The organism is Actinomadura coerulea, from assembly GCF_014208105.1.
In the GTDB taxonomy this organism is placed as follows: Bacteria; Actinomycetota; Actinomycetes; order Streptosporangiales; family Streptosporangiaceae; genus Spirillospora; species Spirillospora coerulea.
Map to the genome: position 1 here is coordinate 5,654,568 of NZ_JACHMQ010000001.1, position 25,007 is coordinate 5,679,574.

Below are 25,007 nucleotides of genomic sequence, written 5' to 3' on the forward strand. Positions count from 1 at the left end.
ACCCGCGCTGCAGCTGTCACGCGAAGGATCGCGTCAGGGAGTGGCGTAGCGGGCGGTGATGGTCCGAGCCGCGCCCTCGATGACCAGTTCTCGCTCGTCGTCGGTAATCGACCAGGTGCCGTGTATGAGGCGGGGCCAGAAGACCGACGACGCGATCATCCCGAGGAACTGCGCGGACGCCATCTCCGGGTCGTCGATCTCGGCGGCCCCTGCTGCGTGGGCATCGCGGAGGTAGCGCCCCAGCGCTGTGAGCACAGGCAGCGTACCGAAGTCGAAGGTGCGCTCCCGTAGCTCGGGGAACCGGGGGGACTCGGCGATCACAGTCCGCATCAGCGCTGCCACCTCAGGCCGGGTCAGCAGCTCAGCGTAGGCCCGTCCGAGCGTCACAAGACCGGCATGGAAGTCCTCCAACGGGACGTCGACGGGCTCCGGAGCAGGTGACCTGCCAGCCGCGAGCACTGTCGCTTCGAACAGCGCCGCCTTGGTCGGGAACTGCTTGAAGAGCGTTGCCCTGGATACGCCCGCCTGCTGGGCGATGCGCGCCAGCGACGTGCGGTCGTAGCCGTTCTCCAGGAACAGCTGGGTGGCCGCGACGAGCATCGACTCACGTTTCGTCGCGGCCATCTCACGATGGTAGGAGGAGCGTCCGCGTGGCATCTCGCCAGTATCCCATAGAGGTGAGTGAATTGACTCACCTCTACCTGTGCATCTACGGTGATAACAGTGAGTCCATCGACTCACCTCTAGTCGCAAGGAGCGCCCCCATGGCCACAGTGATCGTCCACGCGACCATCACCCTCGACGGATTCCTGGCAGACCCGGACGGCGCGGTCGACTGGATGTTCGGCAGGCCTTCCGCTCCCGAGGACGACTCCGTCGTGGAACGGGTCATGGGCCGGATCGGAGCAGTCGTCGGGGGTGCGAACCGGTCTCAGACCATCGAGGACGGTGAGCTCCCCTACGGCGGCATGCTGAAGGTGCCGGTCTACCTCATGACCCACAGGGCCCATGAGCCGATCGAGCGCGACGGCACCACCTACACCTTCGTCGTCGACGACATCTCTGAAGCGGTCGCGCTGGCCGCGGAATCTGCCGGTGACGGGTGGGTCAGCCTGCTCGGCGGAAGCATCTCGCGACAGTGCCTGCGGCTCGGGCTCGTCGATGAGCTTCACCTTGACGTCGCACCGGTGCTGCTCGGCGGCGGCATCTCGCTGTTCGCGGGCCTGGGGCAGCGCGTCGAGCTCGAACGCCTCGAGACCTCCGCGTACGCGAGCGAGACCCACCTCCGCTACCGAGTCCTCCGGTAGGGCTCGTTGCAGGGCTCCAGGGCTGGGGTGAACCCGCGGGACGCCGACCAGCAGCCCGCGAGCCGACCAGACCTCCGCGGGTTCCGCCAGTCCTCAAAGGAACGTCCAGGAGCCGCCAGAAGCGGGATGCGATCAAGGGCGGGCGAGGAGCGCGTCAGGAGGAGTCGCGGAGGCGGTCCGCGAGGACGGCCGCCTGGCTGCGGTCGATGTCCTTGGTCGCCGTGAGCAGGGTGACGGTGCCCTCGCGGGCGAGTTCCCGCAGGTGGTCGAGGGCCGCGGCGCGCTCGGGCTCGGCCAGTTCGGCGTCGTAGCGGCGGGTGAACTCCTCGAACCTGGCGGCGTCGTGGCCGTACCACTTCCGGAGCTCGGTGGAGGGGGCGACGTCCTTCTCCCACTCGTCCAGGCGGGCCTTGTCCTTCGACAGGCCCCGTGGCCACACCCTGTCGACCAGGACCCGCGCCCCGTCCTCGGCCGACGGCGGTTCGTACACCCTGCGCAGCCGTACCTCCATGGCGCGTCTATACCCGGGGTCACGGAATAGACGCGCGACCACACGACCCTGTGCGCGTGCACGGCCCTCCCCGGGGCTTCGCCGCCGACCGCGGGGTCGCGGACGTCCCGGCGGCGTCAGCGGCGGGCGGCGGCGGCGCGGCGGGCGAACTCGGCGGCGGCCGTCCGGCGGGCGAACTCGCCTGCGAGGGCGCGGCCGAGGACGTCGTCGTCCGGGCGGTGCCTTTCCAGGTATTCGAGGGCCTCGGCGAGTTCCGCGGTGGTCAGCCGCCGCACCGGCTTCCCGGTCCAGCGCGGAGGGCCGGCGGGCGGGGCGGGCGGGGCGGGCGGTGCCGCGCGGGGTTCGGTGCTCACGGCGGGGTCCTTTCAATTCCGGTGCCGGCAAAGCCTTTTCCGTGCCGGCGGCGGGGCGGCGCGGCGCAATGGGCCGCATTCGTGGCACCGAATAGGATCGGCGCGTGCATTGGTGGAACCAGCAGGCCTGCGAGGCGGCCGCGGAGGCCCAGGCCGCCGATCCCTCGCCGGGGAATCTCATGGCCGCCGCGCAGGTGCAGGCGCTCGTCTCGCTGGCGGAGGCGCTGCACCGCATCGCGGCGGCCCTGGAGGCGCGGGACGATTCCGAGGCGGCCCTTTCCACCCGGTCGAGATAGCGGGTGTTCCAGCGAAAACACCGGTGCGCCCCGCCGGGGGCGCACCGGTGTCTCACGGGTCGTCAGGCGTCGCTGAACGATTTGCGTTCCGGCCTGCCGTTCGCGCTCGGCGCGAGGCGGGAGGTCTTGGCGACCGAGGGGCGCGCCGGCGCGGTCTCGACCAGGTAGTCGTGGTCGGGCGCCGGGGCGGCCGGACGCTGGTCGGGTTCGGCCGCCGGGCGGGCGTCGTCGCGGGGCCGGTCCCGCAGCCGCCGGGCAGCCTGCCGGAGGGCGCGCTCGCCGACGAGCCGCGTCAGCTCCAGCCCCCAGCAGTCCAGCTTGTCGGCGTCGGTGAGGTCGTCGCGGCCGCTCAGCTCGGCCGCCAGGCCGCCGAGCCGCTGCGCCTCGGCCAGGTCGAACTCCCGCATGAGGTGGCAGCACAGCTCCGCGAGGGCCGCGTGGTCGCGTTCGAACGACAGCCCCGCCAGGTCGTCGTGCGACAGCCTGCTGAGCGCGCGTTTGCGTTCCAGTTCGGCGTCGGCGATCCGCAGGATGCCGTTGAGGAGGGCGACGGGGCCGGTGCCGGTGCCGTGTCCCTGCGCGGGGGCGAACGACATGCGCAGCACCGCCGCGGAGCCGAGCCCCGCGGCGATGACCCGGACGACCACGATGCTCGCCGGGGGTGTGGTGCCAGGCAGACCGAACGTCCACCCGGAGGCGGTCACCGCGATCAGCGCGACGGTCGACGCGCTGGCGTTGACGAAGACGAACAGCAGCCCGCCCGGGGAGAGCAGGGCCGCGGCGGGCCGGTCGCGGTAGCGCGCGACGAGCTCGGCGAAGCCGATCGCGCCGCCGATCAGGGCGGCGAGGAGCATCTCGATGGTCATGATCTTTCCTTTACGCGCTGCGGGCGGACAGCCGGCCGAACGGTGGCTCCTCGGTCCTGCCGCGCCGGGACGGCAGGGCGGCCGGGCGCCGCCGGGCCGACAGCCCCGCGCGCTCGACCTCCAGGAAGACCATCAGCCACTCGGCCGGGCCGGAGGCGAGCCCGGAGTGCGTGCGCAGCGCCTTCTCGCGGGCGCCGAGAAAGGCCAGCAGCCACGTGACGGGGCCCGACGCCCCGCCGGCGGCTCGAATTCGTGGATCCATGCGGGAGACCATTCCGCAGCCGTGCCCCGAAGTCGAACCCCCCGGAGTCAATTTTTCCATCCCGGCCCACAGAGCCACATTTTTCCGGCAGATCGGAAACGTCCGCCGAGAATTAAGATCGACGTCTTCTTGACGCGGTGCGCGGAATACTGGAACGGCCGCGCGGGGATTTCTTTACCGGAATCGGAGGCAGCGCGCCGGGAGGCCCGCCAGGGGAGATCCCCATTTGTGCGGCAGCGTCCGCCCCGTGTCGCCGGGGCCCGCGCCTCGCGCGACACGCCGGGCGCGCCGCCGCTCGGCCGCCCGCCGGGCGGCAATCCGCCCGTAGGGACCGGGAACGGACGGAGGGGCCACTCCCCCCGAGTGACCCCTCTCCCCCCGTTCCGCCGTGGCGGTCCCGGCGCGGACGCAGAACCGGCCGCTCCCCCCGAAGCGGCTCACGCCGGCCGTTGGGCGGATGTGAAGAACGTAGCGAGGGGGCCGTCGGCGGATCGCGCCTTTGCCCGGCCTTGTCGACGAGCGGGACACCGTGTGTGATGAGCGGAACACGCCGTCCGTTCGGCGCGCCGGGGCGGCGGCCATGTGGCCTTTCCCGCTCGTCCAGGTCAGGGTCTCCAGATGGGAAGGTGGACGGCGGAGGGGTGGGCGGCGTCCCGGAGGATCTCGAAGTCGGTGCGGCGGGACGCGATGGCCCGCCCCGCGGGCTCCGGGGTGCCGTGGTTGCGGGCGAAGCGGGGGAACGCGCCGCCCGCGAGCATGACGCGCAGCCGGTGGCCGCGCCGGAAGCGGTACGCGGTCGGATGCATTTCGATCTCGGCGCGCACGGTCCCCGTGGACGTGATGCGCAGGATGCCGTCGGTGACGTTGCGGGAGACGCCGCTCCGGTCGACGTCGCAGAGGCGGACGAACAGGTCGCCTCGTCCGGTGCTGGTGCGCACGTGGATCGTCGCCGAGACGGGTCCGATCACGTCCAGGTCCTCGGGCAGCGGCGCGCCGGTGAGGACGACCACGTCGTCGCGGCGTTCGAGGGGGGCGTTGTCGCGCTGTTTCCCCTTGCCGGGTGACAGGAGCGGGCCGCCGACGTTCGGGGTCGGGTCGAGGGGGTCGTAGGTGAACGTGGCGGGGTCCGCGTCAGGCTCGTCCCATACGAGGCCGTGGGCCAGGTAGAGCGGCGTTGGCCTGGTCTCGGGCGGGGGCCACTGGTCGAAGTCCAGCCAGGTGTTGGCCTGCTGCAGGTGCAGCCTTACCGGCGCCCTGCGGAGTTGGGCCTTGTCGCCGTTCAGGTGGGCGTTCAGCCAGGAAACCTGGTCGTGGAGCGTCGCGCGGAGGGCTTTGGCGTCGTGTCCCCAGGGGCCGATGGTGATGCGGACCTGGCGCCCCTCCGCGTGCAGGGCGGCGAAGTCCCTGAGTTGGCCGCGCAGGAAGAGGTCCCACCAGCCCGTGACCATCGTGGTGGGCGTGGTGGTCGCCGGGACGGCGGCGCTGTGGTCGGTGGCCTTCCAGAAGTCGTCACCCGGCTCGGCATGGGCAGCGACCTCGCGCAGGAACGGTTCGGGACGTCCGATGGCGGCGAGGTCGGCCTCGCCTACCGGCAGGTGCCGCATCGCACGCCTCACACGCCTGTCGTGGAACGGCCGCCTCCGCTCCTCTTGCGTCCCCAGCAGGGACGACCAGACGAGCGTGTTGTGCAGGGCGAGCGCACCACCGGGGTAGAACGAACTGGCGAACTCGGACGCGGTGATGCCCAGTCCCATCGCGGCCAGCGGCGGGTCTGCGTAGGGTGCGACAGCCCACTCGGTGAACCCGAGGTAGCTTGCGCCGACCATCGCCACCCTGCCGTCGCACCAGGGCTGCGCGCGGAGCCACTTGAGCGTGGCCAGGCCGTCGTCCTTCTCGTCGTGGAAGGCATGGAACTCGCCGCCTGAGCCGAAGACGCCGCGCACGTCCTGCACGACGACCTGGAACCCGCGCCGAACCAGGACGCCGGTGAACAGCCGGACCACGGCCTGCCGCTTGCCGTACGGGGTGCGCATCAGCACGACGGGCAGCGGTCCCGCGCCGCGCGGCCGGTACAGGTCGGCGACGAGCACGACGCCGTCCGGCATGGGCACCCGAAGGTCCCGCGCCGACCGGACGTCGGGGGACGGCGACTCCGGGAGGCCGAGAAGGCGGTCGACGAGTAGTCCCGAGACGGTCATCGGACGCCTTTCCCGTTGTTCCGGCATTTCCCGAGGTCCCGGCGGTCGGGCGATGTGCCGGGCGGGTCCCCGATGTTCTAGATTGCACCAATGATCGCAGTGCTCGACGCACCGTCCAACCTGGGGCTCCGTCCGCCGCGCGAGGGCCACGAGCCCGGAGTGCGCCGGCTGGCCCACGCCCTGCGCGGCCACGGCATCGTCGGCCGCCTGCGCGCCGAGGACGCGGGCCGGGTGGACCCGCCGCCCTACGTGTTCGGCACGGACCAGGAGACCGGCTACCTGAACGGCCCCGGCCTCGCCGACTACACCGAGCGGCTCGCGGCCTGCGTCGGGGAGGTGCTGGACCGCGGCGAGTTCCCGGTCGTGCTCGGCGGCGACTGCGGCATCCTGCTCGGCCCGATGCTCGCGCTGCGCCGCCGCGGCGTGTACGGGCTGGCGCACCTGGACGGGCACGACGACTACTCGCCGCGGCGCGACCCGTCGGCCCCGCCGAAGGGGCTGACCGCGGGCGGGATGGCGCTCGGCCTGGCCACCGGGCACGGCCCGGCCGCCCTCACCGACGTCGGGGGGCTTCGCCCCTACGTGGAGGAGGAGCACGTCGCGCACATCGGCGTCCAGCGGGAGCCCGAGGACTTCGAGCTGTTCGACATGGACGCGTTCGAGGCGTCGCGCGTGCGGCGCTTCCCGATCGAGTACATCCGCGAGCACGGTGCGGACTCGGCCGCCGAGGGGGCGCGGGCGCATCTGGAGGCCGCGCCGATCGAGGGCTACTGGATCCATCTGGACGCCGACATCCTCGACAAGAGCCTGATGCCGGCCGTCGACTCCCCCAACCCGGACGGCCTGTCGTTCGAGGAGCTCACGTCCGTGCTGCGGACGCTGGCGGCGAGCCCGCGGGCGGTCGGCCTGCACGTGGCCATCTACGACCCCGAACGCGACCCGGACGGCATGGCCGGCGCGGCCCTCACCGACACGGTTGTCGCCGCGCTCTCCTAGGCGGTGTCGGTCGACGTCCACTTCGTCCCCGGCGAGGTGGTCGTCCCCGCCGAGGTCCGCGGCGTTCTGCCCTTCAGCCGGGTCAAGGTGCCGTCAGGCGTTCGTATTCGTAGAGGACGCTGGCGAACTCGCCGGTCGGCAACTCGCAGGCGTGTCCCGGCAACCAGAGGTGCTCCAGGCGGACGGTCTGGACGTCCATGCGGATGTGGCAGGCGTTGCCTGTGTGCTCCCAGCCGGGACGGGCGGCGCGGACGACCTCCAGATGGTGGCGGTGGCTCTGCACGTCGTGGAGCAGGAACGCCGTGAGGACGTGCCGTGGCCCGATCACCGAAGGCGTGAACGCGCTCGCGCCGGCCGCGGCGGTCGCCAGGTCGACGCCCGAATCGGCGAGTTCGGGGAAGAACACCTTGACGCGCCTGACGACGCCGCCGATCTCGATGGGCCGGCAGGGCAGCCGCAGGACGGCCTCCGGGTCGACGTAGCCGTGCACCGGCACCCCGGCGACCGCACCCGCCCACGCCCCGGGAATCCCGTTGAGGAAGCGGGCCTTTGTCAGGGCGTTCCCCAGTTCACCCATGATGCGTTCCGGGTCGAGGCCCTTCGGCATGAAGGTCTTCGTGCCGCCGCGTAGGCGCTTGCCCGCTTCGTCCAGGACGGCGAGGTCGGCCCAGCAGGCGCCCGAGCCGGTCTCCATGACGCCGTGCGGAAGGCAGGCGTCGGGGTGCGGGGTCAGCCCGGCCAGGTCCTCCAGCACGGCGCGCGGTGTCTGGACGAGACCCCAGCCCTGCGTCCGCCCGGAGACCGAAGCGAGGGCGAGGGACGCCGCCATGGGCTCGCCGTTGCCCCGGCCGCCGAACTCGCGTTCAAGGCTGCGGCGGCTCTTGAGGGCGCCGACCTGGTGGAGGTACTCGTCCAGGCACCGCCGCAGGACGGCCGGTTCGAGGTCGCAGGACGCCCATCCGGCGACGTCGCGCACCTGCACGGTCGTGCCGTCGAAGTCGAGGCGGTGGTAGCGGTACTGCTCCTGCCAGGGGCGGGCCGCGCCGTCGCTCAGCCGCCCCTGGGCGCGCGCTATCGCGGAGACGTCCTCCCCCAGGTCGTTGATGAGAAAGTCGCGCAGCGGGGCGTGCAGGGGGTCGGTCTCGACCGCCACCCGCACGCCATCGCTGCGGAACCGCACCGGAAGCGACATCGCCATTCGGGTGATTATGCCGATAAGCGAAGATCATCACCGGTATGACCGAATGTTCGTTCCGATCGGATCACCCGCGACGCGCCGTCCTCCAGGCCCCGGGCCCCGGCGAGCGGCGGCGCGCCTCACGCCACCCGCTCGCACACCCTGTCGCTCGCCCGGCTCTCGCCGCGCTGGACCGGGACGCCCCCGGACGTCCGGACGCGCGTGAAACCCGTCCCGACGACGAGGTCGACGCCGCCGGGGGCCGTCCTGGCTCGCGGCGCGACCCGGGCGCCCGGCAGGAGGGCCGCGAGCGCCCTCGCCTGCGGTTCCGCGCCCGCCCCGTAGTGGACGACGGCGGCCTGGGGGCGGGTGCCGAGGTTGCCGACGCCGGTGACCCGCCAGCCGGCGTCTTCGAGCTGCGCCGCCACCTGGGCGGCGCGGCCCTCGACCCCGGACGCGTTGAACACCCGCACCCTCCCGGGCCGCGCGCCCGGGGACTTCGCCGGAGCCGGCGCCACCACGTCCCTGCGGAGGGCGTCGAAGAACTCGTCCGCGGCGGGCCGGGTCAGCGCCACGCGGTCGCGGTTCAGCGGGTACGGCCCGGACGGCACGGTGACGAAGCGCAGCTTCCCCGCGTCCAGGCCGCGCATGCCCTGGGCGATCTTCAGCATCTCCGCGACGGACAGCCCCCTGTCGGTCGTCAGCGACTCGGCCGTCGCCCTGAGCAGCGCGTTCAGGCGCCCCGGATCGGTGAGGACGCCCGCGCTCATCGCCTCCTTGGCGAGCGCGCCGAAGAAGTGCTGCTGCCGCCGGATGCGCTCGGTGTCGCTGCCGTTCCCGAAGCCCTTGCGGCTGCGGACGTAGGCCAGGGCGTCCTCGCCTTTCAGCCGGTGGCGGCCCTTGGTGAGGTTCAGCCCGGAGTCCTTGTCGTGGACGTCGGCCGTCACGCACACCGGCACGCCGCCGACGGCCGTCGCGATCCGCTTGAAGCCCGTGAAGTCCACCTGCACGAAGTGGTCGATGCGGATCTTCGTGAGCCGCTCGACGGTATGGACGGTGCAGGTGGGGCCCGCGCGGCCGATCGCCTCGTTCAGCATGGCGTTCGCGCTGCCGGGCGCCTTCGTGCCGTCCCGGCGGGTGCACGGCGGGATGGGCACCATCAGGTCGCGGGGGAAGCTGACGGCGATCGCCTGGCCGCCGCCCGGCGACAGGTGCAGCAGCACCATCGTGTCGGACGCGGGCGGCTTGCCCCGCAGGCCCCGCCCGTACCTGGCGTTGGCGCCCTCGCGCGTGTCCGACCCGAGCACGAAGATGTTGGTCGCGCCGTTGAGCCTCCTCGGCCGGTCTCCGCCGATCAACCGGTCGGCGTCCTCGTGCTGGACGGCGTTCTGCAGCCGCCAGTAGTACCCGTACGCGGACAGGCCGCCCGTCACCATCACCGCGGCCGCCGCGACGGCGACCCAAGCAAGCAGCTTCATGAAGCCTCCCGGCATGTATCGCCGCTTCCCCGCCTTCGAGTTCACGCCCGGCGGAATTAATGGTTGACACGCCGCCGCGAGTATGGTTGTTTACTCCTTATGAAGCTTTGATACTTCTCCGGTTGAGCCGCCCCGGCATTGCCGCGGGCCCGCTCCCATCTCTCCATGGCGCTCCTCCTCCGCATGGGCACACGTGTGTCCTGCGGCGATGCGGCGCGCCCTTCCACACCTTTTTCGCGGCCTTTCACGGCCGAATTCAGACGTGCCCGGAGGTGATTCCTTCATGCGTGCCATGAACCAGGAAATGAACAGCGACCCCTTCGCCAGATCCCGGAAGAAGGGCAAGCGGAAGAACTCCGACTTCAGGTCGGCGAATTTCGCGAACAACCGCCGCAACGCCCGGCAGATGCCGACCCGGCAGCTCAACCGGGGCCGCTGACCGGCGTCCCCCGGCCCCGGCCCCGCTCCACCGCGGCGGCCGGGGCCGGGAAGTCCGCCCACACCACTGTGCGGGCGCCGTCGGCGTGGAAGCCCCACCGCGACGCGAGCGCCTCCACGATCCGCATCCCGCGTCCCGACTCCGCACCGTCCCCCGCGTCCTCGTCGTCGCCCTGCCCGCCTTTCACGTGGGGACGCCCGCCCGCCGCGCCCTCGTCGGCGACCTCAAGCCGGTACCCCCCGTCCCCGGCCAGGACGGCGACCCTCACCTGCCCGCCTTCCCGGCCGGACGCCGTGTGAGCGATCGCGTTCGCGACCGTCTCGCTCACCACCAGCACCATGTCGTCCAGGGCGGGATGGCCGGCCGCCACGCTCCGGACGAAGCCGCGCGCACCCCCGACCGACCGCCGCACGCCCGGAAGCGTGATCTCGCCGATCACCACGCGGTCCCGCGTCCCGACCACAGCACCGCCTCCCCGTCCCGGCCGTCCCTCCGTCCGGAAGGCGGCCCGTCACCCTCGAAGTACGGATCGCGGCCCTTGTCCTGTTCACGGCGCCTGTTCCGCGCCGCACGCGGTGCGAGCATCTCACACCAGGTCACTTAGAGTGACGGTGTGGACGGTTCCGGGGATCCACTGTGACGACGGGTAGGCGGGTTCCCGCCCGCCGGTGGGGGAGGCGCCTGCTCTTCTCGGTGCGGGGGCGCGCGACGCTCATCACCGTCGCGGTGTCCGCGCTGATCCTGGCGCTGGCGCTCGTCCTGATGCTGCTCCTGGCGCGGGACTGGGCGGAGAACAGGGTCGGGCGCCTGACGGAGCGGACCGCCGAACGGATCGCGTTCGACCTCTCCCGGGGACGGAACCCCGGCATCATCGACGTCCGCCCGGACGAGGCGCAGATGGTGCAGGTGGTCACCCCGCAGGGAAAGGTCGTGGCCGCCAGCGACGCCGTCCGCGGACGTCCCGCGCTCGCGACCGCCGACCTGGCGAGGGGCGAACTGCTGATCGACCAGCGGGTCTGCCCCCGTTTCCCGAAGGGGTGCGTGTGGGCGTTCGGCCTCCGCATCCGCACGTCCCCGTGGGGCCCCGACGTGATGGTCATCGCCGCCGACCCGCTGCCCGGGCTGCTCAACGTGTGGCTGCTGCCCCTCGCCCTCTTCGGCCTGCTGGTCGCGCTGCTCAGCCTGATCGCGTGGTGGACGTGGCACACGATCGGGCAGGCGTTCGTCCCGGTCGACATCATCCGCTCCGAGATGGCCGACCTGGACGCGCGGGGCCTGGACCACCGGGTCCCCGTCCCGCAGGCCGGCGGGGGGATCCAGAGCCTCGCCGAGAGGGTCAACGCCACCCTGGACCGCCTGGAGGAGGCGGTGACCCGGGAGCGCCGCTTCGTCTCCGACGCCTCCCACGACCTGCGCAACCCGATCACGGGCCTCCAGACGCGCCTGGAGGTCGCCCTCGGGGAGCCGGACGACGCCGACTGGAAGCCGATGGTCCGCGGCGCGCTCCGCGACACGCGGCGCCTGAACGACATCGTCGCCGACCTCCTGGAGCTGTCCCGGCTCGACGCCCGGACCCCGAAGCCCGTGGAACCGGTCGACCTCGCCGCCCTGGTCCGCCGGGAGGTCGGCCTGCGGGCCGGCGACGCGCCGATCACGACGCGGCTGGAGCCCGGTGTGGTCGTGCGCGCGAACCCGGTGCGGCTGAGCCGGGTGCTCGGCAACCTGCTGGGCAACGCCGAACGGCACGCCGAGTCGCGGATCGAGGTGACCGTGGCGCGCGACGGCGGCGACGCGGTCCTGGAGGTCCTCGACGACGGCTCCGGCGTCCCCGAGGAGGCCCGCGAACGCGTCTTCGAGCGCTTCGCCCGCCTGAGCGAGTCGCGCGCCCGGGACCCCCAGGGGACCGGGCTCGGGCTGCCCATCGCCCGCGAGATCGCCGAGATCTACGGCGGCTCCCTGCGCATCGCCGACTCCCCCGCGGGCGCCCGGTTCGTCCTCCGGCTCCCGCTGATCACGGGCGACGGACCGCCTCGATGACGGCCGACAGCCCGTCCGTGCCGTGACCGGCGTCCACGGCGCGCCAGAACAGCTCCCGCAGGGCGGTCGGGCCCGCGGCGTCGATCCCCGCTTCGCGGGCGGCCTCCACGACGTGGTCGGCGCCGACGGCCTGCATCCGCAGGGTGTTGTCCGCGCCCGGGTAGACGCCGGCCTCCATCTCTTCCGTGAGCTGATTCAGGAAGCCCATCGGCCCATCGCCGGCCAGCTCGGTCAGCAGGGACGCGGCGAACGGACGGAATTCCTGGGCGGACACGCCCGCGGTGCCCAGCAAGGCCACGGCGTGCATGTAGGCGGTAAGGGTCGACCAGAAGACGTAGATCTGGGACTGGTAGTAGAGCATCGACAGACCCGGGTCCTCGCCGACGAACGTGACGTCTCCCAGTTCGCCCAAGGCCTCGCGGTGGGGTTCCAATGCCCCCTCTGGGCCGCTGTAGAAGACGTACGCGCCCGGCTGGCCGATGCCCGGCGGAGGCACCATGACGCCCCCGGTGAGCAGGGCGCCGCCCCGCTCGGACACCCATTCGCCCGCCCGGCGCAGCTCACCAGGGCTGCCTGAGCTGAGGTTGACGATGACGCGCCCCTTCAGGTCCGCGCCGTCGAGCGAGTCGTACATCGCCTTGTAGTCGGTCTGGCTCACGACGACCAGCTCGGAGGCCGCGAGGGCCTCGGCGGCGGTGGGGGCGAGGGTCGCGCCGTCCTTCACCAGGGGGGCGGCCTTGGACGGCGTCCGGTTCCAGACGGTGGTCGGATGGCCGTTCTCCAGGAACGTCCTGGCCATCGCCGCGCCCATGGGCCCGAGTCCGATGACGATCACCGGGGTCTTCATATGTCCTCCTGGGATGTGTGTTTCCTCCACACTCGTCCCGACCGCTACGGATGTGCTGCGGGTCCGTCCGTAGCGGTGGCTACGCTGGAGGCCGTGCGTTTCGGGGTGCTGGGGCCGCTCGCGGTGTGGACGGACGCCGGGGCGCCCGTGCGCGTGCCGGAGGTGAAGGTCCGCACGCTGCTCGCCGTCCTGCTCACCCGGCCCGGAGAGCCCGTGTCCGTCGACCGGCTGATCGACGCGTTGTGGGGCGACCGGCCGCCCCGCAACCCGATCGGAACGCTCCAGGCCCGCGTCTCGCAGCTCCGCAGGGCGCTGGAGGAGGGCGAGCCGGGCGGCCGGGGCCTCGTCGCCGCCCGCCCGCCCGGGTACGCGCTCGACGCCGGTCCGGACGCGGTCGACGCCGCGCGGTTCGCGGCGGCGCTCGGCCGCGAGGCCGCCGATCCCCTCGCCCGCAAGCGGATGCTCGGCGACGCGCTCGCGCTGTGGCGCGGCCCCGCCTTCGCCGACTTCGCCGACGCCGAGTTCGCCCGCACCGCGATCATCGAGTTGGAGGAGGGGCGGCTCGTCGCGCTGGAGCGGCACGCGCGGGCCCGGCTCGACCTCGGCGAGCACGCGGCGGTGGCGGCCGAACTGGCCGCGCCGGCGGCCCGCCACCCGCTGCGCGAGCCGCTGCATGCCCTCCACCTGCGCGCCCTCCACCTGTCCGGGCGGCAGGGCGAGGCGTCCGCGGGCTACCACGCGCTGCGCGAGCGGCTCGCCGAGGAGCTGGGCGCCGACCCGGGCCCCGAGCTCGCGGAGCTCCACCGGGCGATGCTCGCGGAGGGCCCCGCCCCGCCGCGGCCGGCTCCCCGGCTGCCCGCCGCGCTCGACGAGCTGATCGGCCGCGAGGACGCGGTCCAGCAAGGCCGGGCCCTGCTGGCCGGGCACCGGCTGGTGACGCTCACAGGTCCGGGAGGCGTCGGCAAGACCCGGCTGGCCGTGGAGATCGCCTCCCGGTCGCTCGCCGACCACCCCGACGGGGTGTGGATGGTCGAGCTGACCGCGCCCGACGACGTGGCCGAGCAGGTCGCCTCCGTGCTGGGGCTCCGCGAGGAGCCCGGCGGGACCCCTCTCGCGGACGCGCTGCGGGGGCGGCGGGCCCTGCTCGTCCTCGACAACTGCGAGCACGTGCTCGAACCCGCCGCAGAGCTCGCCGGGCGGCTGCTCGCCGACGCGCCCGGGCTGCGCGTCCTCGCGACGTCGCGGGAACCGCTGGGGATCGCCGGGGAGCGGCTGCAGCTCGTCCCGCCGCTCGATCCGCCCGGTCCCGAGACCGCGCCGGACGGGCTGCGGGAGTCGAGCGCGGTCCGGCTTTTCGTCGCGCGGGCCGCGGCGGCGTCCCCCGGTTTCGCGCTGGACGCCGGCACGGCGCCGTGGGTCGCGGCGATCTGCCGGCGCCTGGACGGGGTGCCGCTCGCGCTGGAACTGGCGGCGACCCGCGTCCGCGCGCTCGGGGTGCGGGAGCTGGCGGCGCGGCTGGACGACCGGTTCCGGGTGCTGGCGGACGGGCGGCGCGGCGGCCCGGCCCGGCAGCGGACGCTCCGCGCGGTGATCGACTGGAGCTGGGAGCTGCTCACCGGACCCGAGCGGGTGGCGCTGCGGCGCCTCGCCGTCCACGCGGGCGGCTGCACGCTGGACGCGGCGGAGGCGGTCTGCGACACGGACGCCGACGTGCTCGCCCGGCTGGTCGACCGCTCCCTCGTCGTCCGGACGGAGGAGGGCCGCTACCGGCTGCTGGAGACGGTCGCCGCCTACGCCCTGGAACGCCTGCGTGAGGCGGGCGAGGAAGAGGAGTTCCGCCGCCGCCACGTCCTGCACTACACCGGCCTCGCCGAACAGGCCGCGGAACGGCTGCGCGGGCCGGAGCAGGGCCACTGGCTGAAGCGGCTCGACCAGGAGGCCGCGAACCTGCGCGCGGCGCTGGGCAACGGCGCCGGAATCGGGTCGGTGAACGCGCTCGCCTGGTACTGGTACCTGCGGGGGCGCTTCGCGGAGGCCCGTCGCGCGTTCGCCGACGCCCTGGCCGCCCACCCGCAGGCGTCACCGGCCAGAACCGAGGCGGCGACGTGGCTGACCGCCTTCACCATGCTGGCCGGCGAGGGCGTCGATTCGGAGGAGCTTCGGCAGACCGCCTTGGCCGGGCATGACGATCCGTTCGCCAGGGCCAAGGCCGAGTGGCTGCTGAGCCACGTGCACTGGGCGTACGGGGATCTGGCCGTGAACAGGCGACGCGTCGACCGCGCCCTGACGGTGTTCCGGAAGCGGGAGGACCGCTGGTTCACGGCCGCCGCGCTCGCGACCCGGGCCAACCTCGCCCTCGGGCACGGCGATCTGGTCGCGCTGGAGCGGGACGCGGTCGAGAGCGTCGCGCTGTTCACCGAGCTCGGCGACCCGTGGGGGCGGCTGGAGGCGTCCGACGCCCTCGTCCGGCACGCCGAGATCACCGGGGACTACGCCGAGGCCGCGCGGCTGCTCCGCGAGGGGCTCCGGCTGGCCGAGGAGTCGCGGATGTGGCCGGAGACCTCGTTCCGGCTGTCCGGCCTCGGCCGCGTCGCGCTCCTCACCGGCGCCCTCGGCGAGGCCCGCGACCTGCACGAGCGGGCCCTGGACCTGGCGCGGCGGCACATGGCGCGGTCGGCCGAGGAGTTCGCCGTGGTCGGGCTCGGGCTCGTCGCCCGGGCCCGCGGCGACCTCGACGCCGCCGAGAGGCACCTGCGCGCCCGGCTCGACTGGCTGCGCGGCATCGGCGGGACGGCGGGCCTGGCCTTCGTGCACGCCCAGCTCGGCTTCGTCGCCGAGGAGCGCGGCGACGCGGACCGGGCGCTGGCCCTGCACACCGAGGGGCTCGCCGCCGCCCGCGCCGTCGGCGACCCGCGCGCGATCGCGCTCGCGCTGGAGGGGCTGGCCGGGGCGCGGTCCCTGGCGGGCGAGCACGCGGCCGCGGCCGGGCTGCTCGCCGAGGCGGACGGGCTCCGCGCGGCGGCCGGGGCCGCGCTGCCGCCCGCCGAGCGGCGCGACGTCGACCGGATCGCCGGGAGGATCCGGGACGCCCTGGACGTTGTCGCCATCACCGGAGAACCATCACCGCCGGGGGAAAGGGAGACATGAGCGAGGATCTCGGCTACGGATGGCAGGGCGAGCTGCTCGACCTGCCCGCCTACCTGAAGCGGATCGGCCACGTCGGCGGCACGGCCCCGACCGCCGCGACGCTGCGGGCCCTGCACCGCACGCACGTCACGTCCATCCCGTTCGAGAACCTGGAGATCATCCTCGGGCGGCCGGTCGACCTGTCGCTGGACGCCGTCCAGGCGAAGCTGGTCGAGCGCCCGCGCGGCGGCTACTGCTTCGAGCACAACCGGCTCTTCGCGGCGGTGCTGGAGAGGCTCGGGTACGAGGTCACGGCGGTGGCGGGCCGGGTGACGATGGGGGCGTCGAAGATCCTGCCCGCCACGCACGCGCTCCTGCACGTCCGCCCGCCGGACGCGTCGCGGGACGAGCCCGCGTGGCTGTGCGACGTGGGGTTCGGCGCCGGTCCGCTGGAGCCGCTGCGGCTCGTGGACGGCGAGGAGGCCGTCCAGGACGGCTGGGGCTTCCGGCTCCGCCGGGGCCGCACCGTCACCGCCTGGACGCCGAACACGTCGGAATGGGAGCTGCACCAGCGCGGCCCCGACGGCTGGGTCCAGCGGCACACGTCCGTGCTGAACGAGGTGTTCCGGATCGACTTCGAGGTGGGCAGCCACTACGTCTCGACCAGCGCGCGTTCGCCGTTCACGACCCGCCCCTTCGTGCAGAGGTTCGCGCCCGACTCCCTCCGCGTGCTGGACGGGAAGACGCTGAAGATCACCCGCCCCGACGGACGAACGGAGGCCAGGACCCTGGCCCCCGAAGATCTCCCGAAAACGCTGGAAGAGGACTTCGGAATAGCCCTGGAGGACAAAGACAGGACGAGACTCACCGACATCATCCGAGCGAAAGCTTAGGACCGGCGTCGACTTGCGGCGTGTTGCCCTTATCAGCGCTCGCATAGGGGCAACACGCCGCAAGTCGACGCTCTAGCCCAGGTCTAGGCGGGCCAATGCCGCTCTCGTCGTTACGCCTAGTTTCGGGTAGGTCTTGTAGAGGTGGTAGCCGACCGTCCTGGGGCTCAGGAACAGCTGCGCGCCGATCTCCCGGTTGCTGAGGCCGGTCGCCGCCAGCCGGGCGACCTGGAGTTCCTGCGGGGTGAGCCTTGCGGCGAGGTCGTCCACGGGAGCCTGGTCGTCCCGGCCGCCGGTGAGGCTCTCCCCGGCGGCGCGCAGTTCGGCGCGGGCGCGGTCAGCCCAGGGCGCCGCGCCGAGCCGGGCGAACGCCTCCAGCGCCGCGTGCAGCCGCGCCCGCGCGTCGTTCCTGCGGCGTGACCTGCGGAGCCATTCCCCGTACAGCAGTTCGGTGCGCGCCTGCTCGAAGGGCGTCCCGCCCTCGCGGTGAAGATCAAGGGCCTTGGAGTACAGCGGGTCGGAGTCGTCCGGGGTCAGAAGGGCAGCGCAGCGTGCCGCGATGGCCTGCACCCAGGGCTGCTGGGTCTGCGCGGCCCAATCGCTGTACCACTGGGCGGCGTCCCGCGCGCGCTCCGGGACACCGGCCCTGACGGCCGCTTCGACAAGGTCGGGCAGAGCGGCGATGGCACCTTGCCGAGAGGGTCCGGCGACGACGCCGGCAAGACGTTCCAGGGCCGTGTCGTACCGGCCGAGCCCGAGGTCGAGCAGGCTGCGCGCGGCGGCGGCGTGCACGTTGCTCGGCGGGAGGCCGCGTGAGAGCGCCTCCTCCGTCAGCTCCAGGCAGCGTTCCTCGTCTCCCTGGATCGCGGCGAGCTGCCCCAGGCTCGTGTCGAGGTAGACGCGGATGCGGTGCTGGCCGGTGTCGGCGGCGATCCGCACGCCCTCCGTCGCGCCGGTCAGCGCGTCGCGGTACCTGCCGAGCACCAGGTCGGTCCGGGACCGGAGCATCAGCACGGGCGCGAGCAGCCCGATCGCGCCCCGGTCGCGGAAGCGCCGCTCCAGGTCCGCCGCGACCTCGGCCGCGCCCCGCACGTCGCCGACCATGAGGTGCCACATGCCCGCGCGGATCCGCTCGCGCGGCGCGTAGCAGGCGCTCATCGCGTCCATCAGTTCGCGCAGCGCCGCCACGCCGTCCGCCGGGCCCGCGTCCGCGAGCGGGTTCTGCCCGGCGAACACCCGGCTCAGCGCCCGCAGGTGCGGCGCGTTCGGGACGCCGAGGCGCGCGCCCTCGGCGGCGATGGCGTCCATCGCGGCGAACTCCCCGGCGTTGGCGGCGGCCGCCGCGGCCTGGAAATACAGGTAGCCGGACGTGCGGGGATCGAGCCGCGCGACCGACGCCGCCGTCTCGGCGAACAGGCGGTGGGCGTCCGCCGCCCGGTCCTGCTCGTCGGCGAGGGCCGCCCGGATCAGCGTCAGCTCCGCCCGCGCCAGCGGGTCCGGCAGGTCGGCCTCCGCCCGCGCCGCCAGCGCGACCGCGCGCTCGGGCAGCCCCGCGTCGGCCGACGCCCGCGCCGCCGCCGCCAGCCGCCGGCCGCGCTCGGCCGGGTCCGGGGTGAGACCGGCGGCGGCCTCGTACATCGCGGCGACGGCCGCGTTGCCGCCCGCGTTCCGCTCGGTCTCGGCGGTCCTCTCCAGGACGGCCGCGACGCGCTCGTCCGGGTCCGTCACCGAGCGGGCCAGATGCCAGGCGTGATGGCACACGTCGCCGCGCTCCACGTAGGCCTCCGCCAGCGCCCGGTGGGCGGCCAGCCGCTGTCCGAGCGTCGCCTCGCGCACGGCGGCGGTGCGGATCAGCGGATGCCGCACCTCCACCCGCCCGTCGGGCGTGGTGCGCAGCAGGCCCGCGCGCTCGGCGGGCTCCAGGTCGCCGATGGAGGCACCGGTGGAGTGGCCGTCGGCCGCGCCGAGCCGGCCCGCCGCCTTCACCACCACCCCGGCGTCGCCGAGATCGTCCACCCCCACCAGCAGGACGAGCCGCCGCGCCGGCTCCGGCAGCGCGGCGATCCGGTCGGCGAACGACCGCAGGATCCGCTCGTAGGCCGACCCGTGACCGCCCTGGCCCGGCAGTTCGAGCAGCGCGAGCGGGTTGCCCATCGCCCCGGCGAGGATCTCCCGCCGGACGTGGCCGGGCAGGCCGGGGGCGCGCTCGGCCAGCAGCCCGGCGGCGGCGTCCCCGTCGAGGCCGCGCAGGCGCAGCTCCGCGAGCCCGTGCGCGGCGAACTCCGGCGCGGCGCATTCCGGCGCGACCGCGTCGCGGGCCGCGAAGAGGAGCGCGATCGGCTCGGCGTCGAGGCGGCGGGCGGCGAACAGCAGCGCCTCGGCGGACGAGCCGTCCAGCCAGTGCGCGTCGTCGACCAGGCAGAGCAGCGGCCGCTCCTCCGCGAGGTCCGCCAGGAGGGTCAGCACCGCGAGCCCCACGAGGAACCGGTCGCTCTCGGCCTCCGGGCCGCCCATGTTGAGGGCCGCGCGCAGGGCCTCGGCCTGAGCGTCCGGGAGACCGCCGATGCGGTCGAGGTGGCGGCCGAGCAGCAGGTGCAGGCCCGCGTACGGCATGGTGCTCTCGGTCTCGACGCCCGTCCCGCGCAGGACGCGCATGCCGTCCGCGGCGCCGGCGGCGTGGTCGAGGAGGGCGGACTTGCCGATGCCGGCCTCGCCGCGCAGCACGAGGGTCCCGCTGCGCCCGGCGCGGGCCCGGTCGAGGAGCCCGTCGATCGCGGCCAGTTCCCCGTCCCGCCCGTACAGCATGCGCTCACCCTACTCAGCCCGCCGCACCATCGGTCCCGCCGCGGCGCCCGGATGGTTGAAGCCCTCACCTCGGGTATCGCCACGAGTCGAACCCCCGCAACGCCGGACGCTCACAGCGTCGAACCGAAAGGAGGTCGTCATGGCCGACCAGGCCACCAAGGAGAACGTCGTCGATCTGCTGCTCGCGCAGCACGAGGAGATCCGCCACCTCGCCACCACCGTGGAGAAGAACCACGGCAAGGTGCGCAAGGACGCCTTCGACCGGCTGCGCAGGCTCCTCGCCGTGCACGAGACCGCCGAGGAGGAGGTCGTCCACCCGTTCGCCCGGCGCGCCGCCGACGACGGCTCCCGCGTGGTGGACGCGCGGCTGGAGGAGGAGAACAAGGCCAAGGGGGTCCTGTCGGACCTGGAGAAGATGGACCCGGAGTCCGCCGACTTCGAGGAGACGTTCGCCAAGTTCCACCGGGACCTGGAGGCGCACGCCTCGCACGAGGAGAAAGAGGAGTTCCCGCGCATCGCCGGGGAGGCCACGCCCGAGCAGATGCGCGGCATGGCCAAGGCCGTCAAGGCGGCGGAGGCGATCGCCCCGACCCATCCCCACCAGGGGACGGAGTCGCCCACCAAGAACCTCGCGGTCGGGCCGATGGCGGCCGTCGCCGACCGCGTCCGCGACGCCATCGGCAAGGCGCGCGGCTGACCGTCCCGGGGGGCGGCCCCGCCGGGCCGCCCCTCCCCTGAGGAGGTGCGATGACCGACCGCAAGGAGGAGGTGCGATGACCGACCGCAAGAACGACGAGGACAAGCCGCTCGCCGACCGGCGCGCCGAGGCCGGGGCGCCGCAGGAGGACGACGCCGACGTGGGCGGCGAGCACACGCCGAGCCCCACCGACCCGGCGAACGCCGAGGCCGACGCCCCGGGCGGCGAGGACGACGGCTACAGCCCGCAGACCGAGGTCCCCTGATCCGCCCGGGGCGCCGTGCCCCTCACTCGCTGTCGTCGTCCAGATCGGCCCCGACCGTGACGCCGACGACGTCCTCCAGTTCGCTCAGGACCGCGGCGAGTTCCGGGACCGAGCCCGTTCCCTCCAGCGTGAGCGTCACCACGGCGTTGCCGGGACGCCGCCGGTCGGGTTCGCGCCGGTCCCGGCGCTCGTCGCGGCCGCGGTCGGAGTCGTCCGGCAGGTGGTCGCGGTCGACGTGGACCTCCAGGATCACGAAGTCGCGCTGCGTCGACTCCATCAGGACCTGCCGCAGCACGCCCCGCCCGTCCCGGTAGACGATCCGCAGCCGCGTGACCCCGGCCCGGCGGTACCGCTCCAGCGGCAGCCGCTTCGTCAGCCCGCTCAGCCCGTAGACGACGAGGAAGTGGATCGCGGTGACCGCCACCGCGAGGACCGGCAGCCCGCCGCCGGCGGCCATGCCGACGGCCGCCGTCACCCACACGACGGCGGCGGTCGTGAGGCCGCGCACCGCGTCCCGGCGGACGAAGATCAGCCCGCCGCCGATGAAGCCGATGCCGGACACGATCTGCGCCGCCACCCGGGAGGGGTCCAGCGAGACGTTCCCGGGGACGTTCTCGAAACCGTACTTGCTGACCAGCATGAACAGGGCCGCACCGACGCCGACGAGGGTGTGCGTGCGCAGCCCCGCGCTCTTGTTGCGCAGCCCCCGTTCCAGACCGATCGCGGCCGACAGCACCATGGCGAGCAGCAGCTCGCCGATCTCCACCCAACCCTGCCCGGGGGACAATTCAAACACCCTCGTACCACCCCTCCCTCTTCCGTTGTCAATCAGTCGCACCGCCCCGGCCGCGCGTGCGACGGCCGGACGGCGGCAGACGGGAGGCCGCCCCGGACTCTCTCCGGGGCGGCCTCCGGCCTGCTGCTAGGCGGGGTGCGGCGGCTTCTGGTCCGGCGGCGTTCCGCCGCCCTCGCCGCCGCCCCTGTTCCCCTTGTCGGTGCCGTGCTCGTGCCCCTTGGCCCTCGTCGACTTCGGGTCGGTGGCCTCGGGCGCCGGCTCGTCCGTCACCGCGGTCTTCCCGGACCGCCGGATCTCGGGCTGCTGCGGGTTCGGCATGCTCTCGCCTCCTAAGCGCTGGACGGTTCGGGACGCAGCGGGTCGTGCCCCACGCTCATCAGCGCGTGGCGCCACTCCTCGTCCCGTTCCGCGTTCGGCGGTCGGTTCTCCAGGCGGTCCTCCACGTAGTCGACGACCTCCTGCATCACCTCCCCGTCGCTTTCGGTCAGGTCGACCTTCCGCTTGCGCAGCACGTCCACGACGTGGGCGCCCAGCTCCGACACCCCGGGGCCGGGGCCGTCGGCCGGGAACGCCTCCTCGCCGGACGCGTCCGTGAGCAACCAGGTGCGCAGTTCGTCGGAGGTCATGTTCACGAGCCGGTGGAAGTCCTCCCACGCCAGCTCCACCTCGGGCGATACGCGGTTGTTCATAAGCAAAACTCCCTGTACGCGTTCACGCCCGCCGTACCCGGAGACCGCTGCCCCATTCGTCCCATCTTGTATTACTGCGGCCGGAACAATCCCGCGGCAGGCCCGATCGCTCCGCGTTACAGCCGGAAGCGCACGGGAACACGCCCCCCATGGACCACTCGGAAGCCCCCGTCCTGGACGCCCTTGCCGCCTACCACCGCGAACAGCAGGTGCCCTTCACCCCGCCGGGCCACAAGCAGGGCCGCGGCGCCGATCCGCGCGCCCGCGAGGTGCTGGGCGACGCGGTCTTCGGCTCCGACGTCCTCGCCATCTCCGGCCTGGACGACCGGGAGTCGGGCAACAAGGTGCTGGAACGCGCCCAGGAGCTGATGGCCGACGCCGTCCACGCCGAGCAGGCGTTCTTCTCGACCTGCGGCAGCTCCCTGTCGGTCAAGAGCGCCATGCTGTCGGTCGCCGGCCCGGGCGAGAAGCTCCTGGTCGGGCGGGACGCCCACAAGTCGGTCGTCTCGGGGCTCATCCTGTCCGGCGTCCGCCCGATCTGGGTCGAGCCGCAGTGGGACGCGACCCGGCACCTGGCCCACCCGCCCTCGCCCTCGGCGTTCGCCGCGCGGTTCCGGGAGCACCCCGACGCGCGCGGCGCCCTCGTCACCAGCCCGACGCCCTACGGGACGTGCGCCGACCTGGCCGCGATCGCCGCCGTCTGCCACGAGCACGGCAAGCCCCTCATCGTGGACGAGGCGTGGGGCGCGCACCTGCCCTTCCACGAGGACCTGCCCAGCTGGGCGATGGACGCCGGCGCCGACGTGTGCGTGACGAGCGTCCACAAGATGGGCGCCGGGCTGGAGCAGGGGTCGGTCTTCCACCAGCAGGGCGACCTGGTCGACCCGGCCGTCCTCAGGGCCAGGGAGGACCTGCTCGGGACGACCAGCCCGTCCGTCCTGATCTACGCGGGCCTGGACGCGTGGCGGCGGCAGATGGTCGAGCACGGGCACGCCCTGCTGCGGGACGCGCTGGACCTGGCGTCCGACGCGCGCTCGCAGATCGCGGCCATCGACGGCTTCGAGGTCCAGGGCCGGGAGGAGTTCACCGGCCCCGGACTCGCCCACGACCTCGACCCGCTGCCCGTCGTCATCGACCTCGCCGGCCTCGGCGTCAGCGGCTACCGGGCCGCCGACTGGCTGCGCGAGCACCACCGCGTCAACATGCACCTGGCCGACCACCGGCGGATCAGCGCGCAGTTCACCTTCGCCGACGACAAGGAGACGGCGGAGGCTGTTCTCAGCGCCCTGCGCGACCTGCACGCCCACCTCGACGACCTGCGCGGGGGGCCGGCGGTGGAGGTGCCGTCGCCCGAGGACCTGCGGCTCGAACTCGTCGTGCTGCCCCGGGACGCGTTCTTCGGCCCGGCCGAGCAGGTGCCCGCGTCCGGCGCCGTCGGCCGCGTCAGCGCGGAGATGCTGACCCCGTACCCGCCCGGCATCCCGGCCGTCCTTCCGGGCGAGCGGATCACCGCGCCGGTGATGGACTACCTGCGTTCCGGCGTCGCCGCCGGGATGGTCGTGCCGGACGCGGCCGACAGCACCCTCCGCAGCGTCCGGGTGTTCATCGAGGAGTGAGCGGACCGGCCCGGCGGGCCGGAGCCGCCGCAGGCCGCGGGACGGCGCTGTGGAAGACTCCTACCGGCACGGCGGCTAGATGGGGAGCGTCATGGAGTTGGTCCACTCGGGCAAGGTCAGGGACGTCTACGCGGACGGCGACGAGCTGATCCTCGTCGCGTCCGACCGGGTGAGCGTCTACGACGTCGTCCTGCCGACCCCGGTCCCCGACAAGGGGAAGATCCTCACGCAGCTGTCCCTGTGGTGGTTCGAGCGGCTCGCCGACATCATCCCGAACCACGTCGTCTCGGCCACCGACGTCCTGGAGGAGTGGGCCGGGCGCGCCATCCGCTGCCGCCGCCTCAGCATGCTCCCCGTCGAGTGGATCGCGCGCGGGCACCTCGCCGGGCTCGGCCTGAAGGAGTACCAGAAGTCGGGCACGGTCTCGGGCATCTCCCTGCCGGACGGCCTGGTCGAGGCGGACCGGCTGCCGGAGCCGATCTTCACGCCGACCACCAAGGCCACCGAGGGCCACGACGAGTTCATCACCTACGACGACGTGGTCCGTGAGATCGGCGACGACACCGCCGCCCGCCTCAAGGACGTCACGCTGGAGATCTACAGGCGCGGGGCGGCCCTCGCCGCCGAGCGCGGCATCATCATCGCCGACACCAAGCTGGAGTTCGGCCGCGCCGCCGACGGCACCCTCGTCCTCGGCGACGAGGTGCTCACGCCCGACTCGTCCCGCTTCTGGCCCGCCGACCAGTGGGTGCCCGGCCGCCCGCAGCACTCCCTCGACAAGCAGTTCGTGCGCGACTGGAGCAGCACGCTCGACTGGGACCGCACCCCTCCCGGCCCCGCCATCCCCGACGAGGTCGTGGAGGCCACCCGCGCCCGCTACGCCGAGGTCTACGAGCGCCTGACCGGCACCGCCTGGACCTCCTGACCGGGCGCCGGACGCGCGTCGGCGGGACCGGGCGCGCAGCCGGGGCAGGACCGGGCGAGCCGCCCCGCCACCTCGGCGCGGCGCCGCAGGAGCGCGCGGATCTCCGCGTCGATCTCGGCGAGTCCGCGCCGGTAGACCGCGACCGACTCCGGGCACGCGGCGCCGTCGGCGTGGCCCGCGCGCAGGCAGTCGACGAACGGGCGCGTGTCGTCCAGCGTGAAGCCCGTCTCCAGCAGCGCGCGGATCTGCGCGACGATCCGCAGGTCGGACTCCTCGTACTCGCGGTACCCGTTGGCCGCGCGCCGCGCCGGCAGCAGCCCCTGCTGCTCGTAGTAGCGCAGCATGCGCGTGCTCACGCCCGCGCGGGCGGCCAGTTCCCCGATCCGCATCGGCCCTCCTCGCCTTCCCGGCCGACGCTACTCCTTGACACC

At 73.7% G+C, this 25,007-nt stretch carries 26 protein-coding genes; 11 read left to right on the top strand and 15 right to left on the bottom strand.

The window, feature by feature from the left end:
- Positions 1-33: 33 nt before the first annotated feature.
- The gene (locus BKA00_RS25955; RefSeq protein ID WP_230298783.1) at positions 34-624 is read right to left on the bottom strand and encodes a TetR/AcrR family transcriptional regulator; all 591 of its coding nucleotides are present in this window, start codon (positions 622-624) and stop codon (positions 34-36) included.
- A gap of 140 nt (positions 625-764) precedes the next feature.
- Between BKA00_RS25955 and BKA00_RS25960 the strand changes: the two genes are divergently transcribed.
- Positions 765-1,307: a dihydrofolate reductase family protein gene (locus BKA00_RS25960; protein ID WP_185029073.1), complete on the top strand. Its 543-nt coding sequence runs from the start codon at positions 765-767 to the stop codon at positions 1,305-1,307.
- Positions 1,308-1,461: 154 nt separating this feature from the next.
- On the opposite strand, the gene BKA00_RS25965 is transcribed toward BKA00_RS25960, so the two are convergent.
- Together BKA00_RS25965 and BKA00_RS25970 are read right to left on the bottom strand one after the other, a co-directional pair.
- Entirely contained in the window at positions 1,462-1,818 is a 357-nt protein-coding gene (locus BKA00_RS25965; RefSeq protein ID WP_185029074.1) for a DUF488 domain-containing protein, read from the bottom strand.
- A gap of 116 nt (positions 1,819-1,934) precedes the next feature.
- Entirely contained in the window at positions 1,935-2,171 is a 237-nt protein-coding gene (locus BKA00_RS25970; RefSeq protein ID WP_185029075.1) for a hypothetical protein, read from the bottom strand.
- 104 nt (positions 2,172-2,275) lie between these two features.
- On the opposite strand from BKA00_RS25970, the gene BKA00_RS25975 reads away from it, so the two are divergent.
- Complete coding sequence (locus BKA00_RS25975; RefSeq protein WP_185029076.1) at positions 2,276-2,467, top strand: hypothetical protein; 192 nt, start codon at positions 2,276-2,278, stop codon at positions 2,465-2,467.
- A gap of 62 nt (positions 2,468-2,529) precedes the next feature.
- On the opposite strand, the gene BKA00_RS25980 is transcribed toward BKA00_RS25975, so the two are convergent.
- The 3 genes from BKA00_RS25980 to BKA00_RS25990 form a co-directional block, all read right to left on the bottom strand.
- Complete coding sequence (locus tag BKA00_RS25980) at positions 2,530-3,333, bottom strand: hypothetical protein (RefSeq protein WP_185029077.1); 804 nt, start codon at positions 3,331-3,333, stop codon at positions 2,530-2,532.
- Between the two features lie 10 nt (positions 3,334-3,343).
- Positions 3,344-3,595, bottom strand: a complete 252-nt coding sequence (locus BKA00_RS25985; RefSeq protein WP_185029078.1) for a hypothetical protein — start codon at positions 3,593-3,595, stop codon at positions 3,344-3,346.
- A 605-nt stretch (positions 3,596-4,200) separates the two neighbouring features.
- The gene (locus tag BKA00_RS25990) at positions 4,201-5,793 is read right to left on the bottom strand and encodes a CocE/NonD family hydrolase (RefSeq protein WP_185029079.1); all 1,593 of its coding nucleotides are present in this window, start codon (positions 5,791-5,793) and stop codon (positions 4,201-4,203) included.
- Between the two features lie 90 nt (positions 5,794-5,883).
- Between BKA00_RS25990 and BKA00_RS25995 the strand changes: the two genes are divergently transcribed.
- The gene (locus BKA00_RS25995) at positions 5,884-6,789 is read left to right on the top strand and encodes an arginase family protein (protein WP_185029080.1); all 906 of its coding nucleotides are present in this window, start codon (positions 5,884-5,886) and stop codon (positions 6,787-6,789) included.
- An 82-nt stretch (positions 6,790-6,871) separates the two neighbouring features.
- On the opposite strand, the gene BKA00_RS26000 is transcribed toward BKA00_RS25995, so the two are convergent.
- Positions 6,872-7,987 carry a hypothetical protein gene (locus BKA00_RS26000; RefSeq protein ID WP_185029081.1) on the bottom strand — a complete coding sequence of 372 codons (1,116 nt, stop codon included), beginning with the start codon at positions 7,985-7,987 and terminating at the stop codon, positions 6,872-6,874.
- A gap of 119 nt (positions 7,988-8,106) precedes the next feature.
- Positions 8,107-9,444 carry an LCP family protein gene (locus tag BKA00_RS26005; RefSeq protein WP_230298782.1) on the bottom strand — a complete coding sequence of 446 codons (1,338 nt, stop codon included), beginning with the start codon at positions 9,442-9,444 and terminating at the stop codon, positions 8,107-8,109.
- 292 nt (positions 9,445-9,736) lie between these two features.
- Here BKA00_RS26005 and BKA00_RS26010 point away from each other — a divergent pair, with 292 nt between their 5' ends.
- Complete coding sequence (locus BKA00_RS26010) at positions 9,737-9,883, top strand: hypothetical protein (RefSeq protein WP_185029083.1); 147 nt, start codon at positions 9,737-9,739, stop codon at positions 9,881-9,883.
- On the opposite strand, the gene BKA00_RS26015 is transcribed toward BKA00_RS26010, so the two are convergent.
- Positions 9,867-10,346, bottom strand: a complete 480-nt coding sequence (locus BKA00_RS26015) for an ATP-binding protein (RefSeq protein ID WP_230298781.1) — start codon at positions 10,344-10,346, stop codon at positions 9,867-9,869. The two genes, BKA00_RS26010 and BKA00_RS26015, sit on opposite strands and share 17 nt — an antisense overlap.
- 173 nt (positions 10,347-10,519) lie before the next feature.
- Between BKA00_RS26015 and BKA00_RS26020 the strand changes: the two genes are divergently transcribed.
- Complete coding sequence (locus BKA00_RS26020) at positions 10,520-11,920, top strand: ATP-binding protein (protein WP_230298780.1); 1,401 nt, start codon at positions 10,520-10,522, stop codon at positions 11,918-11,920.
- Here the strand turns inward: BKA00_RS26020 and BKA00_RS26025 are convergent.
- Positions 11,895-12,767 carry an NAD(P)-dependent oxidoreductase gene (locus BKA00_RS26025; protein WP_185029084.1) on the bottom strand — a complete coding sequence of 291 codons (873 nt, stop codon included), beginning with the start codon at positions 12,765-12,767 and terminating at the stop codon, positions 11,895-11,897. The genes BKA00_RS26020 and BKA00_RS26025 overlap by 26 nt on opposite strands.
- Positions 12,768-12,860: 93 nt before the next feature.
- Between BKA00_RS26025 and BKA00_RS26030 the strand changes: the two genes are divergently transcribed.
- Both BKA00_RS26030 and BKA00_RS26035 read left to right on the top strand, forming a co-directional pair.
- A complete protein-coding gene (locus BKA00_RS26030) occupies positions 12,861-15,914 on the top strand; it encodes an AfsR/SARP family transcriptional regulator (protein ID WP_185029085.1) in 3,054 nt (1,017 codons plus the stop codon).
- Entirely contained in the window at positions 15,911-16,786 is an 876-nt protein-coding gene (locus tag BKA00_RS26035) for an arylamine N-acetyltransferase family protein (RefSeq protein WP_185029103.1), read from the top strand. Before BKA00_RS26030 ends, BKA00_RS26035 begins: the two co-directional genes overlap by 4 nt.
- Before the next feature lie 72 nt (positions 16,787-16,858).
- On the opposite strand, the gene BKA00_RS26040 is transcribed toward BKA00_RS26035, so the two are convergent.
- The gene (locus tag BKA00_RS26040) at positions 16,859-19,588 is read right to left on the bottom strand and encodes a helix-turn-helix transcriptional regulator (protein ID WP_185029105.1); all 2,730 of its coding nucleotides are present in this window, start codon (positions 19,586-19,588) and stop codon (positions 16,859-16,861) included.
- Between the two features lie 139 nt (positions 19,589-19,727).
- On the opposite strand from BKA00_RS26040, the gene BKA00_RS26045 reads away from it, so the two are divergent.
- Entirely contained in the window at positions 19,728-20,285 is a 558-nt protein-coding gene (locus BKA00_RS26045; protein ID WP_185029107.1) for a hemerythrin domain-containing protein, read from the top strand.
- Between the two features lie 76 nt (positions 20,286-20,361).
- Positions 20,362-20,550: a hypothetical protein gene (locus BKA00_RS26050; RefSeq protein WP_185029109.1), complete on the top strand. Its 189-nt coding sequence runs from the start codon at positions 20,362-20,364 to the stop codon at positions 20,548-20,550.
- A gap of 22 nt (positions 20,551-20,572) precedes the next feature.
- Here the strand turns inward: BKA00_RS26050 and BKA00_RS26055 are convergent, their stop codons facing one another.
- The 3 genes from BKA00_RS26055 to BKA00_RS26065 form a co-directional block, all read right to left on the bottom strand.
- A complete protein-coding gene (locus BKA00_RS26055) occupies positions 20,573-21,289 on the bottom strand; it encodes an MgtC/SapB family protein (protein WP_185034810.1) in 717 nt (238 codons plus the stop codon).
- A 183-nt stretch (positions 21,290-21,472) separates the two neighbouring features.
- On the bottom strand, positions 21,473-21,664 hold the full coding sequence (locus tag BKA00_RS26060; protein ID WP_185029112.1) for a hypothetical protein: 192 nt from the start codon (positions 21,662-21,664) through the stop codon (positions 21,473-21,475).
- 11 nt (positions 21,665-21,675) lie between these two features.
- A complete protein-coding gene (locus BKA00_RS26065) occupies positions 21,676-22,035 on the bottom strand; it encodes a DUF3140 domain-containing protein (protein WP_221493294.1) in 360 nt (119 codons plus the stop codon).
- 149 nt (positions 22,036-22,184) lie between these two features.
- On the opposite strand from BKA00_RS26065, the gene BKA00_RS40045 reads away from it, so the two are divergent.
- Together BKA00_RS40045 and BKA00_RS26075 are read left to right on the top strand one after the other, a co-directional pair.
- Positions 22,185-23,651, top strand: a complete 1,467-nt coding sequence (locus BKA00_RS40045) for an aminotransferase class I/II-fold pyridoxal phosphate-dependent enzyme (protein ID WP_185029116.1) — start codon at positions 22,185-22,187, stop codon at positions 23,649-23,651.
- Positions 23,652-23,742: 91 nt separating this feature from the next.
- A complete protein-coding gene (locus BKA00_RS26075) occupies positions 23,743-24,576 on the top strand; it encodes a phosphoribosylaminoimidazolesuccinocarboxamide synthase (protein WP_185029119.1) in 834 nt (277 codons plus the stop codon).
- Here the strand turns inward: BKA00_RS26075 and BKA00_RS26080 are convergent.
- Entirely contained in the window at positions 24,540-24,965 is a 426-nt protein-coding gene (locus BKA00_RS26080; protein WP_185029121.1) for a MerR family transcriptional regulator, read from the bottom strand. The two genes, BKA00_RS26075 and BKA00_RS26080, sit on opposite strands and share 37 nt — an antisense overlap.
- Between the last annotated feature and the right edge of the window lie 42 nt (positions 24,966-25,007).